Raw genomic sequence first — 12,931 nt, forward strand, 5'->3', positions numbered from 1 at the left:
AAAGATAGAGGAAGTTACTCATGGCTCGTGTAAAGCGTGGCGTCATCGCTCGTAAGCGTCACAAGAAAATTCTGAAACTGGCTAAAGGCTACTACGGTGCACGCTCGCGCGTATTCCGTGTTGCCAAGCAAGCGGTCATCAAGGCAGGCCAATACGCCTACCGCGACCGTCGTCAGAAAAAACGTCAGTTCCGCGCTCTGTGGATCGCTCGTATCAACGCTGGTGCTCGCGTCAACGGTCTGTCTTACAGCCGCCTGATCGCTGGCCTGAAAAAAGCGTCGATCGAAATCGACCGTAAGGTTCTGGCTGATCTGGCAGTGAACGAAAAAGCGGCGTTTGCTGCGATTGTCGAGAAAGCTAAAGCCACGCTGGCTTAAGTACCCCCGACAATCACTTGGCGTCATTTCCGGCGCCAGGTGTTAAACGTCTTAATAGGGGAAGAGCCTGCGCTCTTCCCCTATTTCGTATCTGGAGTCTGTACATGGAAAACCTGGACGCGCTGGTCTCCCAAGCCCTGGAGGCCGTGGAACGCGCTGAAGACATCAATGCCCTGGAACAGATCCGGGTTCAATTCCTTGGCAAGAAAGGCGAACTGACTCAGGTGATGAAGACCCTGGGCAACCTGCCTGCCGAAGAGCGGCCAAAAGTTGGCGCGCTGATCAACGACGCCAAGGAACGCGTCACCGAGGTGCTTAACGCGCGCAAGGCGGCCTTCGAAGAAGCCGAACTCAGCGCCCGTCTGGCGGCCGAGTGCATTGATGTGACCCTGCCGGGCCGTGGCCAGACCTCCGGTGGTCTGCATCCGATCACCCGCACCCTGGAGCGCATCGAGCAGTTCTTCACCCACATCGGCTACGGCATCGCCGAAGGCCCTGAGGTCGAAGACGACTACCACAACTTCGAAGCCCTCAACATTCCCGGCCACCACCCGGCGCGGGCAATGCATGACACCTTCTACTTCAATGCCAACATGCTGCTGCGCACTCACACTTCGCCTGTGCAAGTGCGGACCATGGAGTCCAGCCAGCCGCCAATCCGCATTGTGTGCCCGGGCCGCGTTTATCGCTGCGACTCGGACCTGACCCACTCGCCGATGTTTCACCAGGTCGAAGGCCTGCTGATCGATCGCGACATCAATTTTGCCGACCTCAAAGGCACCATCGAAGAATTCCTGCGGGTGTTCTTCGAAAAGGAACTGGCGGTACGCTTCCGTCCGTCCTTCTTCCCCTTCACCGAGCCATCGGCTGAAGTCGACATCCAGTGCGTGATCTGTACCGGCAAAGGTTGCCGCGTGTGCAAACAGACCGGCTGGCTGGAAGTCATGGGTTGCGGCATGGTTCACCCGAACGTGCTGCGCATGTCGGGCATCGACCCTGAAGAGTTCCAGGGCTTTGCCTTCGGCATGGGCGCCGAGCGCCTGGCCATGCTGCGTTACGGCGTCAACGATTTGCGCCTGTTCTTCGACAACGACTTGCGGTTCCTTGCGCAATTTCGCTAGGTCGCGCACCCGTAACGAATCTTTCAGGAGAGCAGGATGAAATTCAGTGAAAAATGGCTGCGCGGTTGGGTCAACCCGCAGGTATCCCGAGACGATCTGGTTGCCCGTCTTTCGATGGCCGGCCTTGAAGTCGACAGCGTAACGCCAGCGGCGGGTCAATTCAGCGGCATCGTCGTCGGTGAGGTACTGAGCACCGAACAGCACCCCGACGCCGACAAACTGCGCGTGTGCCAGGTCAGCAACGGCAGCGAGACCTTCCAGGTAGTGTGCGGCGCGCCCAACGTGCGCCCTGGCCTGAAGATCCCGTTCGCCATGATCGGTGCCGAACTGCCAGGCGACTTCAAGATCAAGAAAGCCAAGCTGCGTGGCGTTGAGTCCAACGGCATGCTGTGCTCGGCGGCCGAGCTGCAGATCAGCGAAGAAAACGACGGCCTGCTCGAGCTGGCGGCCGACGCCCCGGTTGGCGAAGACATTCGCGTGTACCTGGACCTGGACGACGCCAGCATCGAAATCGGCCTGACCCCGAACCGTGGCGACTGCCTGTCGGTGGCTGGCCTTGCGCGTGACGTCGGTGCCCTGTACGACGTACCGGTGACCCGCCTGGCGGTGCCGGCCGTTGCTGCTGCCCACGACGAAGTGCGTCCGGTTGAAGTGCTGGCCCCAGCGGCCTGCCCACGCTACCTGGGCCGCGTTATCCGTAACGTCGACCTGTCGCGCCCAACGCCATTGTGGATGGTTGAACGTCTGCGTCGCTCCGACGTGCGCAGCATCGACGCTGCCGTCGACATCACCAACTACGTGATGCTCGAACTCGGCCAGCCGATGCACGCCTTCGATCTCGCCGAGATCAACGGCGGTATCCGCGTGCGCATGGCCGAGGAGGGCGAGAAGCTCGTTCTGCTCGACGGTCAGGAAGTGGCGCTGCGTAGCGACACCCTGGTCATCGCCGACCACTCCCGCGCCCTGGCTATCGCCGGCGTCATGGGTGGCGAGCACAGCGGTGTTTCCGCCACCACCCGCGACATCTTCCTCGAAAGCGCCTTCTTCGAACCGATTTCGGTGGCTGGCAAGGCCCGTTCCTACGGCCTGCACACCGATGCCTCGCACCGCTACGAGCGCGGTGTCGACTCGCAGTTGGCCCGCGAAGCCATCGAGCGCGCCACTGGCCTGCTGCTGGACATCGTTGGCGGCGAAGCCGGCCCTGTGGTCGACGTCACCAGCGAAGCGCACCTGCCGAAGGTTGCACCGATCACCCTGCGCGCCGAGCGCCTTACCCAGATGCTGGGCATGGAAATGGCCAGCGCCGAAGTCGAGCAACTGCTCAACGGCCTGGGCCTGAAAACCACCACCGGGGAAGGGCAGTGGCAGGTCGAAGTACCTAGCCACCGCTTCGATATCAGCCTGGAAGTCGACCTGATCGAAGAGCTGGCTCGCCTGTACGGCTACAACCGCCTGCCGGTACGTTACCCGCAAGCGCGCCTGGCCCCACAAGCCAAGGCCGAAGCCCGTGGCGAACTGCCGGCCCTGCGCCGTCTGCTGGTTGCCCGTGGCTACCAGGAAGCGATCACCTACAGCTTCATCGACCCGAAACTGTTCGAACTGTTCACCCCTGGCGTCGAGCCGCTGCTGCTGGCCAACCCGATCTCCAGCGACATGGCGGCCATGCGTGCCTCCCTGTGGCCGGGCCTGGTCAAGTCCCTGCAGCACAACCTCAACCGTCAGCAAGACCGCGTTCGCATGTTCGAGAGCGGCCTGCGCTTCGTCGGCCAGCTGGGCGACCTCAAGCAAGAGCCAATGCTCGCCGGTGTCGTCTGCGGCAGCCGCCTGCCAGAAGGCTGGGCAAACGGTCGCGACACCATCGACTTCTTCGACGTGAAAGCAGACGTAGAAGCGGTGCTGGGCTTCTCCGGCTCTTTGGCCGAGTTCAGCTTCGTACCGGGCCAACACCCGGCGCTGCACCCGGGCCAAACCGCACGCATCGAGCGTGATGGTCGCGAAGTCGGCTACCTGGGTGCCATCCACCCAGAGCTGGCCAAGACCCTCGGCCTCGACCGTCCGGTGTTCGTCTTTGAGCTGGTACTGGGTGAAGTGGCCGATGGCCGCCTGCCAAAGTTCAGCGAACTGTCGAAATTCCCGGAAGTGCGTCGTGACCTGGCCTTGGTAGCAGGACGTGATGTTGCTTCGAGCTCGGTGCTTGAAGTAATTCGTGACAATGCAGGCGAATGGCTCACGGACCTCAGGCTGTTTGATGTTTATCAGGGTAAAGGCATTGATCCTGATAGAAAAAGCCTGGCCGTTGGCTTGACCTGGCAGCATCCATCGCGCACTCTTAACGATGAAGAGGTGAATACTGCAACGCAAAACATCCTCACCTCGCTCGAACAAAGGTTGAACACCACGTTAAGGAAATAGCGTATGGGTGCTCTGACGAAAGCTGAGATGGCCGAACGGCTGTACGAGGAGCTGGGCCTGAACAAACGTGAAGCCAAGGAATTGGTTGAACTGTTCTTTGAGGAAATCAGGCACGCTCTAGAAGACAACGAGCAGGTCAAATTGTCCGGATTCGGCAATTTTGACCTGCGTGACAAACGCCAGCGGCCGGGCCGCAACCCCAAAACAGGGGAAGAGATCCCGATCACGGCGCGTCGAGTCGTCACCTTTCGTCCAGGGCAGAAGTTGAAAGCCCGAGTTGAGGCCTATGCTGGAACCAAGTCATAACGACGAGCTTCCGCCGATTCCAGGCAAACGCTACTTCACCATTGGTGAAGTGAGTGAGCTTTGTGCGGTAAAACCGCATGTGCTTCGCTACTGGGAGCAGGAATTCCCCCAACTCAACCCGGTGAAGCGCCGCGGTAACCGGCGGTACTATCAGCGCCAAGACGTGCTGATGATCCGCCAGATCCGCGCGCTGCTGTACGACCAGGGCTTCACCATCGGCGGGGCGCGTTTGCGCCTCTCTGGCGATGAAGCCAAGGACGACACCACCCAGTACAAACAGCTGATCCGGCAGATGATTGTCGAGTTGGAAGATGTGTTGGTGGTGCTGAAGAAGTAGCCCGTATCGGGCCGGGAATTTTGGAAAAAATGCTTCCAAAATTCAAAAGGTTAGGGTACATTCTTCAACGTTCTCAGTAACTAGGGGAACATGCTTCAAGCCCAGTCGGGGCGTAGCGCAGCCCGGTAGCGCACTTGCATGGGGTGCAAGGGGTCGAGTGTTCGAATCACTCCGTCCCGACCATTATTTAGAACGACTAAGCCACCTTCGGGTGGCTTTGTTGTTTCTGGTCTTAGTGATTTTTTGAGTGACTTGGCGTTTTTTCATCCCGACCTTCTCGTCAGAATCGTCAGCACTGGTCCTCCCGAATCAGTGGCCAATACCAATTTTTCTGCCTCGATCAGCTGACCTAGCTTGTCGCCAGAGTAATGACTGATGATGCTTTCGTTCTTGTGCCCTAGAAGTGCCTTGCGGTCTTCCTCTGCTACTCCGTGCGCTTGAGATCGTGAAGCCTGATGGAGGCATGCCCAGGCCAGCAGGGCGTAGGTTTTTCTCCTGCTTTCGCTCTGAAGAGCTTTGATGAAAGGCTCAAATGCCTGGTCATCAATGTGAGTCGACGTGCCGGGGTAAGTTGAACAGATTCTATAAATTTATGATCTTAATGAATTTTTTCAACAATAAAAACTTTTGGGAATGCCGTCCGGAATACAGTTTATCTGAATGAGTATCTAGCCCTGTCAGCAAGAGGTCGATACGGTGTGCTGATTATCTCTGTTCACGATACAATTGCTATGAGGGAGCAGTCGCGAACCAGAATTTGAAGCTGAAAGAAATTTCAATTCATAGGCGTTTTGGCCTTGAAGAATCAAGGTGCTATGGTGCTTCTATATGCTGCGAATAAGATTGGACAGTTTAAGTCCGGTAGCTTTTGCTTTTTTTAAAGAGCTGACTTCACATTCCCACACTACAAAAACTCTCCATCCTAATGATCTCAGAAGTGAAATAACTCGTTCGTCACGTGCAACGTTCTTGGAAAACTTAGCAACCCAGAATGATGTATTGCTTTTGGGCGTCGTAGCGATATTGCAATTCTGATGACGATGCCAGAAGCAGCCATGTACAAAAACAACTGCTTTGTAACGAGGGAAAACTAAATCTGGTTTTCCTGGTAGGGTCGCGCTGTTCAGCCGGTAACGCAAGCCGAGGTTATGGAGAGTCTTGCGTAGGGCTACTTCTGGTCGAGTGTGGGCGCTCTTGATTCGGGCCATTCTTTCGGAGCGCTCTTCAGGGGTTAGGAAGTCTGCCATAGTTAACCTCCAGAGAGAATGTATATAAGTATAGCTAATAGTGTGGTAGCGTACCGCTCTGAAGAGAACTTATGTTGTGGTTCGTTTTGTGAGAATAGCAGTCGATGTTTTAGTTTGGCATGCCGGCACTGATGCGTAAGTGCCGGCATGCTTGTAGTGAGATCTAACTAGTCAAGCTTGTAGAATGGAACTTCCTCAATGAATTCACCGCTCCAGTTAAGTGTCTTGCATAGTGAATTGAATTTATCAAGACTAGAGATGCGATTTACTATGCTGTCAGACGCTGCAGGTAATCCAATTTTGTCCAAGTCACGTGCCGTTAGACCAGGTACCTGATGTATGAACCAGCTGCCAATAGGCTCAAGATAGTCTGTCTTGGAAGTTTTGAAGTGACTGAAATACTGAGAAGCTAAAATAACACCTACACCAAAGGCCCGACCCTGTACCAATAACTTTGTTAATACATCAAAGTCATATGGCATGATGTTGTGGGCCTCATCTACTAAAAGATAAGAGTCAATGTATCTTGTTTGCGGGTTTTTCCCAATGAATGGTCTTTTCTTTAATTTTAGCATGTAGTCGAAGTATAGGTTGAGGAAGATAACCACAACCATCTTCTTTAATTTCTCATCACTCAGGTCTTTCAGGTCTATCGCGACTACACCTTCGAAAAATTCATCGAAACTAACAATTTTAGAAGGGTCTTCTTCAAAGATCTCATAATCTACCAGGTCGCTGATTATGCCTAAGACAGAGTCAGGCTTGTCACCAACGAGCGCAGAATATTGTTTGCTCACGTCATATATGGTGGGGTCGCGGTCTTCTGCTGCTCGAGTGTCATGATAAGCGGCTTTGATAGCTTCCTTGAGATTTTTATCTTGCACTGGTGCATTTACTGAAAATATTTTACGCAGAATGTCTCTGAAAAACCCAATTTTATCGAGCATCGCCCGGTTAGAACTGTCTCCGCCAGTTGAAAATAGATTGAGCGGAATTTTATATGGGGATACAATCTTAACCTTCGACTTCTCGATAAACTCGCAAGTGTCCTCTTGGTCGCTGAAGTCTCGTTTGTAGTCCAGAATTAAGACTTTAGGAGCAGTCCCCCTGTTTTGCTCGGGTTGCTTTACCATCTGATATACTAGTGACTTTAGCAGTTGGGTTTTTCCAGTGCCTAGGTCACCTACTACGCCAATGTTGATATTGGTAAGCTCTGTATTGCCTGGATTGAAATATACTTCCTTGCTCCCGATCAGGTCTTTTGTATCCCCGATCTTGAAGTTTAATCCTTTTGTAAATAATGGATTAATTGTTTCGAAAGTTTCCTCGGTCTCATGCTGTTCAGCGACCTTGAAAGCTGACTCGGGTTGGATGAAAGGATAAGGATGCGCGTCATGCAGAGTATTCTGCTCTATCACACCTTCTTGTGAGGTAGTGTTAATAGAAGTTTTCTCTACTGATTCGGTGTTAATCTTAGCGAGTAACCCCCAGTCATCTACCTGATCTATCATGTCGCTGATTGATTTTAGCTGATTTGTAGCCAGCAATGCTCCAGCATAGTCATATCCCAAGATGGCAATATTTTTTAGTAGGGAGCTCCCTGAACTGAGAACTCTGCTATTTTGCGTGTTTTCAATAGAAATCAGTCGTCCCGCTTGATCTATTTCAGTTTCCAAGCTTCCCGACATCAATCCCGCGATTGTTTGCTGATGGTAATTTACCCAGTGAGGATTAGCGCGAGCTGCATCGGTATCGCCGTAGACACGGAAACCATAATCCACGCAGCCTCCAATTAGATCCCTATAAGCGATTCCCCATAGAGGGGATTCAATTGCGCGTTCCTGCAGCTCAGAGAGGAAAGTCGCAAATGACTGCGCTTGTGCTAACGCATCATCACGCTGTTTTTCGGTCATCTCATTGGATCGGGTTTTTACTTCAATGGGGGTGATTTTAAGAGCGCTTGGCTCAAAGAAGTTGGTTCCGGAATCTATGCCAAAGGCGATACTTAAAACAAGTAGGTCTGGTCTTTCTCTAGTTTCCGCCCCCAGTGCTTTACGAAGTTCATCAAAGCGAGGTTGAAATACATCGGCAGGAATAATAAGGTTCACAGTCCGATTGCCGATTACTGGGATTAAGCCGCCAAATTTCCCGTTGGTATTGTAGTTTGATTGGAGCAATCGTGCAGCGATAAGCATACCAACTTCACCTAAACTAGCAGCACCTCCGCTGGTTAGTCGTTTAAGGGTTGGTATTCCTCTCTTAGAAATTTCGTCAAGTAGCGAAGATATTTGCTCGTCGCTCGTAGTTTCGATGCCGGGTAGCTGCATCAAAACATTTCTAACTGCCGTAATCATTGTAGGCGACTGCTTCGCAACCAAGTAAAATCCGCTAGAGTGACCTGCGCCCGGAGCATAACGAGGAAGTTCAAAATCCCAAAGGTAAGCATTGTTGCCTGGGCTATGGAAACACGTAGAGTCTACGGCCGCAGAGGAAATTGCGCTGTACCTGGTGTCCTTCAATGAAGCATTTAGAGTTTGAAGGTTTGGAGCAAAGCTCAAACAGTCAAACTGAGCCTCATTGACGCACTGCGATTCCAGCAAATCGAGCGCTCTGGATAGACTTTCCAGTAGGCCGTCACCGCTCAGTTCTCTAACGTATTGGCCTGCTCTGGAGAGGGACAAGTATTGCTTGTGAGAAGTCGCATTCTTTTTAATGCTGAATCTTGATACGCAGGTAGGATCGACCGGTGAGAGCACGCCATCTTTACGGAACTGCTGGTCCATAGTCTGTAGATGGTCGACTATTGAGAGGTCACGCTCGGCGTGGCCTTCTGTACTCTTGGAGTACCATCTAATCTGAGTGCCTGAGCGTTCGGTTAAAGACGCTAGAACTGCCGGCTTAGGCTGCTCGTCGAGTGGTCTCTTGTCAATAATCCTCAGCGTTAAGCCTTGTGCTGGGGACCACTCATCAACCTCAGGGCCGAGATTTTCAAGGCACCACTCATCTATGCCTTCATTGCAGGAGCTATGCCCGGACAGGTCACTATGCAGCGAGACTCTAATGGTAGACTTTGCCGGGTACAGGTGTCGAATTTCGTCTAGCGAGCGCTTTACCTGCTGCTTATTGAATCCATTAACCATGCCCTCTAGTTTAATACCAAGATCATCTCCGAATGTCCCTACAAAGTTTGCTTGAGCAACTTCATGGATAAGGTCGGTACGCCATAATACCGACCAGTAGTCGGAAGAGCTTTTAACGGCAACATACCCTACTGGAGTGAATCGACCATCCATATCCCGGCATTTCAATGCGAGGCAGTCAGGAAAACTATATGGCTCGATGATGCCTGCTATCGGGCATGGCAAACCTTCGTTGATCGAGCCTTGCATCAGCATTTGAGCGTTACACTGCCATGCTAGTCGTACAGGATGGAATGGGGACAGCAATATCGCTACAGGTTTTGATTCGAGAAATCCACTGTTGAACTGAGACTTGTGGACGGTAATTAACTCAGCCCAGCCAGCTAGAGAGTTAGGGATTGCTAGCCACTCCGCATACTCGCGGATGTATGATTCAATTACTTCCCTGTTGCTTTGGTCGAGGAGGATTTGACCGAGGCTGAGCGCCTCAATGCTACAGCCTTTATCATTACAAAGTTCTCTTAAAAGTTTCAATGCACGCGCTCTCGAGCGCAAATACTCTTCAGTCGGAGAAAGTTCTTCAGCTCTCGGGCGTGGGTCTAAAGAGACTTCAAGATTGGAAAGTTTCGGCCGCAGCTTCCAATCAGGGCGGCTCCAACTACCCTTAAATCCCGGGCCAATGATTAAAGGCTGGTGTGAATCTTCAGAATCTAATATCCATTGCTCAAGTAAGGTCAGCATGGTCTGCTCAACATCTGTTTTCGCAACGCTTTCCGATCGAGAACAGTTGTTAATCACTAGTCGAGCAAATTCGCTGGGCGCGCCCTTGGCAGTGAATTCCTTTGGGCTTACATTGATAATGAATTTTGTAGTGACTTCACTATTTGGAAGCCTTACTTCAAAATTAAGTTGACCATCTTCACTAATTTCGACGACGGCTAGCGACTGGCCGCTCTCTGCTTCAGAGTTAGTAATTGGCCAATTGGTAGGGGTGGAATCACTCTCTTCTACAGTTGTTCCGGATATACTAGAGGACAGACTTGCTACACAATTGTAGAATAACTCGATGGTTTGGGTTCCGGACCCATTGGTGATTAGCTCGCATTCATATACTGAGCTGAGATTTGTTCCCCGGCCAACGGTTTTTCTCTTGAATGAAGTTAATTTTTGTGCTGAGCGGCAATTTAAAACAATCGCGGGAGTGTACGAGTCAAGTGATATTATCTTAATTGAGACGGGTTTTTCTAAGCTCTTGCAAATAAACTCATAGCGAAGATGTTGCTCGTGGCTACATGGCAACGAGTCGTCGGACCACTCCGTCTTTGACTTTTCGACTTTTATGGAGTCAATGAGTTCGAGAGCTTTTCGTCCGGAGGCTCTATAAACCGATACCTCTTGCCCTAATAATTCCTCGTCCGCAGTGAGAGAGAATGTTGGGGTGTCCTTCACCACTACCTGTTGGCTAGGCAGAGTGGGGCGGAATAGCCCATTCTCACAGGCTACTTTAAGAGTTCCGAAGGTTTTGCTTTCTTCTTGGTTTAATAGCTTAATCCAAATAGATTGCGTCAGTGCATCCCACCATGAGCTGTCAGGAATATTACGTACGCTAGCGTAGTTTCGTATCGGACTCGCTACAAATCGCTGTGGCGTTCGGTACAGCATTACAAGGTGCTGACTGAAGCGTGCTAGCGCCTCGGAAATTTGCTCTGAGCCTGCGTCTTCTTGCAGTAGCTTTGTACCAGCTGTGAAACCTTGAACTTGCAAATAGTTAGCAATATTTTGGTTGATAGTGGTGTCTGGTATCTCACCCTCAGCGAGTTTAGGCACTCCCAGAGCATGGCACAGATCATGACCAGTTTTACCATAACCTCCAAGGTCATATAGTTCCTGAAGTAGCTCCCAAGGCTCTCTCATGTCTCCTGCTTGCGCGGATTCGATGAACGCTTCCTCAAGGGCTTTCCAAACCAGCTCGGTGATCACATCCTCGGTATAGGAGAACCTAGCCAACACTTCTGTTACGACATCATTTACAAATGGTTCGTCCTTCCAGGTGGAAAAGGACACATGGTTTACCCGGTTTAGGCCAAGCTTGTTTGCGGTGGTCCCAGTTGAAAGGAGAGGGGGAGTATTAAGTGTTGAAAGCGCCAGATATGACCCGTAAGAAGTACGGACCGAAACTACATGATTGCTTGAGCAACGAGCAGTGTTCTGGTGTGGCGGATCTTCAACTCCCTCTTGAACGCGAAGCACCGGTACAGATTTTACATGCCCATTGGATGTAAGTTCTAAACGGTCACCACATGTGGAAAACTTTTCGTAAATTTCGTCAAGGATACCTGAGGGAGGTGCCGTGAACGTCACTCGAAGATTGTTATCATCGGATGATATGAATTTGGCTGCGTCGTTTTTGATTTTGGATGCGAGATATTCGATGAAGTCCCCGTTCACTTAAATAACCTCCATGTTTCTGCTAGCTAACGGACTTGCGATAACCATGCCGCCCTCTGCGTCAGGGCTATCAATAGCAATGGACATGTCTCGTAATCTCTTATTCAAAATTTCACCCTTCCCTAAGGCCAGCTCTGCGTTTATGCCGTATCCAGCCAACTGGTGGCATAAATCTTGGACAGTGCAAGGGCCAGTGACTCTGCTGGCGGCACAGTGAACCATTAATATTGTGGATAATGGACCAAGTCCTACAACCCAGGGAGAGCTGGCGTAATTGCCTCTCTTCTCGATGTAATAGCCTTGGTCGTAGCCTTCAAGACCAGATTCTGAAGTTATGCGTTGACGAACAATGTGCTCCAGAAATTCCAAAACATTTTTTGAGGAGCCTTTCTTGCAATCAGCTACTTTTGGATCACTTTCAATTATTTGATTGAAGTTTTTTAGGTAGCTATTGAAGTTAAACTTAGACCGATTTTTGCTTAAGTATTTAAGCGTTTCAGCTATGTCTGAGCTTGACTTAAGTCGAATGCTTGGCATATCGAAACTGGCTTGCTCAAGCATGTGTAGCAACAAGTTTAAGGCGCCGCGCCCTTCTATATAATGGCGAGCGGCTTCTTTCAAAGGCTTAGACGTAAGCTGGCCAAGGCTCCAAAATCCATTGCCAGTTGATAGAATTTCAATAACATCCTGCTCTGTAGGCGGGGCGTCATTCGTAAGCGCATTTTCAATAAGTTGACGACACTTATCATTGGCATGACAACACCAGGTTACATGGGAAGCTGAACCTATTCTACAGAGAGACTCCAGCATGCTGGACCACTGTCTACGAGTGAGGTTCTTTTTGAGATCTAAGACAATTTTAAGATCTTCTACAAAACGTATTGCCGGGCAATCCAGATTTAGCAAGTCGTTGAAATGTGTTTCGTCAAAAGGGAATTTGCTTGGCATTTGCCAGGCATTTTTGATGCTGCTTGCACGCCATGATTCGAATTCTGTCTGGAGCATTCTCGCCCAAACGTCATCCTCTTCAATAGAAACGCTAAGCTTGTCAAAAAGCTTGCACCACAATTTCAGCGCCGACTCATAATCACCGGAACCAATCGCAATCATCTTCGCTACTAGTTTCCCAGGATTCCATGGGTTTCCCTTTAGGCGGGCGGACATGGAATAGAGTGTGGCGTCTGGCACCAAAGGAGCAATCTGGTTTCCTCGCTGACGAGATTGTCCAGATAGATTCGGAGCTGCGATAACACGATCTACCACCGTGGCCCACAATTTGGTATCGAACGCTACACTACTCGATCCATCACCTGGGCGTTTTTCGGTCAATAGTTGTTTCTTGTACGGGGTGCCTAAATCCCATACCTTTTCCCCCACCTTTTGGTGATCAGAAAAGCCGACGTTGCGGTATAGCGACGCAAGCAGAATCTCGCCTGTTGCTACTTCAGGGGATGGCGTCAAATGAAGAAAACTATCTTTATACGCCTCATGAAGGTAGGTTTGTTTCCATGGATCATTCAAATACTCAGTCAATTTATCCATG

General features: G+C 51.0%; 8 protein-coding genes, 1 tRNA gene and 1 pseudogene. 6 read left to right on the plus strand and 4 right to left on the minus strand.

The annotated features are described in order from the left end of the window. Positions 1–20 precede the first annotated feature (20 nt). The 6 genes from rplT to CX511_RS09965 all read left to right on the plus strand — a co-directional run bounded on the left by rplT (position 21) and on the right by CX511_RS09965 (position 4,736). Positions 21–377: a 50S ribosomal protein L20 gene (rplT, locus tag CX511_RS09940; RefSeq protein ID WP_045184205.1), complete on the plus strand. Its 357-nt coding sequence runs from the start codon at positions 21–23 to the stop codon at positions 375–377. A gap of 104 nt (positions 378–481) precedes the next feature. Continuing rightward, positions 482–1,498, plus strand: coding sequence for a phenylalanine--tRNA ligase subunit alpha (gene pheS / locus CX511_RS09945; protein ID WP_045184202.1), 1,017 nt, complete (start codon positions 482–484; stop codon positions 1,496–1,498). 36 nt (positions 1,499–1,534) lie between these two features. Beyond that, positions 1,535–3,910, plus strand: a complete 2,376-nt coding sequence (gene pheT, locus CX511_RS09950) for a phenylalanine--tRNA ligase subunit beta (RefSeq protein WP_045184200.1) — start codon at positions 1,535–1,537, stop codon at positions 3,908–3,910. A gap of 3 nt (positions 3,911–3,913) precedes the next feature. Then, on the plus strand, positions 3,914–4,216 hold the full coding sequence (ihfA, locus tag CX511_RS09955) for an integration host factor subunit alpha (RefSeq protein ID WP_002553164.1): 303 nt from the start codon (positions 3,914–3,916) through the stop codon (positions 4,214–4,216). Further along, on the plus strand, positions 4,197–4,553 hold the full coding sequence (locus tag CX511_RS09960) for a MerR family transcriptional regulator (protein WP_010222411.1): 357 nt from the start codon (positions 4,197–4,199) through the stop codon (positions 4,551–4,553). Before ihfA ends, CX511_RS09960 begins: the two co-directional genes overlap by 20 nt. A gap of 106 nt (positions 4,554–4,659) precedes the next feature. Next, a tRNA-Pro gene (locus CX511_RS09965) sits at positions 4,660–4,736 on the plus strand. An 80-nt stretch (positions 4,737–4,816) separates the two neighbouring features. On the opposite strand, the pseudogene CX511_RS25475 reads toward CX511_RS09965, so the two are convergent. The 4 genes and pseudogenes from CX511_RS25475 to CX511_RS09980 all read right to left on the minus strand — a co-directional run. Next, a pseudogene (locus tag CX511_RS25475) lies at positions 4,817–5,051 on the minus strand (tyrosine-type recombinase/integrase); the annotation flags it as partial. Positions 5,052–5,377: 326 nt separating this feature from the next. Further along, positions 5,378–5,800 (minus strand): very short patch repair endonuclease, encoded by a 423-nt coding sequence (locus CX511_RS09970; protein ID WP_101292858.1) that lies wholly within the window; start codon positions 5,798–5,800, stop codon positions 5,378–5,380. Positions 5,801–5,967: 167 nt separating this feature from the next. Further along, positions 5,968–11,388, minus strand: a complete 5,421-nt coding sequence (locus CX511_RS09975; protein ID WP_143527732.1) for an ATP-binding protein — start codon at positions 11,386–11,388, stop codon at positions 5,968–5,970. Continuing rightward, complete coding sequence (locus CX511_RS09980) at positions 11,389–12,930, minus strand: hypothetical protein (RefSeq protein WP_143527734.1); 1,542 nt, start codon at positions 12,928–12,930, stop codon at positions 11,389–11,391. Position 12,931 lies beyond the last annotated feature (1 nt).

It is taken from the genome of Pseudomonas sp. S06B 330 (genome assembly GCF_002845275.2).
Classification (GTDB): domain Bacteria; phylum Pseudomonadota; class Gammaproteobacteria; order Pseudomonadales; family Pseudomonadaceae; genus Aquipseudomonas.

Bases quoted from the DNA above. Each gene is read 5' to 3' on its own strand.
- rplT (WP_045184205.1), top strand. From the start codon at position 21: ATGGCTCGTGTAAAGCGTGGCGTCATCGCTCGTAAGCGTCACAAGAAA.
- pheS (WP_045184202.1), top strand. From the start codon at position 482: ATGGAAAACCTGGACGCGCTGGTCTCCCAAGCCCTGGAGGCCGTGGAA.
- pheT (WP_045184200.1), top strand. From the start codon at position 1,535: ATGAAATTCAGTGAAAAATGGCTGCGCGGTTGGGTCAACCCGCAGGTA.
- ihfA (WP_002553164.1), top strand. From the start codon at position 3,914: ATGGGTGCTCTGACGAAAGCTGAGATGGCCGAACGGCTGTACGAGGAG.
- CX511_RS09960 (WP_010222411.1), top strand. From the start codon at position 4,197: ATGCTGGAACCAAGTCATAACGACGAGCTTCCGCCGATTCCAGGCAAA.
- CX511_RS09970 (WP_101292858.1), bottom strand. From the start codon at position 5,800: ATGGCAGACTTCCTAACCCCTGAAGAGCGCTCCGAAAGAATGGCCCGA.
- CX511_RS09980 (WP_143527734.1), bottom strand. From the start codon at position 12,930: ATGGATAAATTGACTGAGTATTTGAATGATCCATGGAAACAAACCTAC.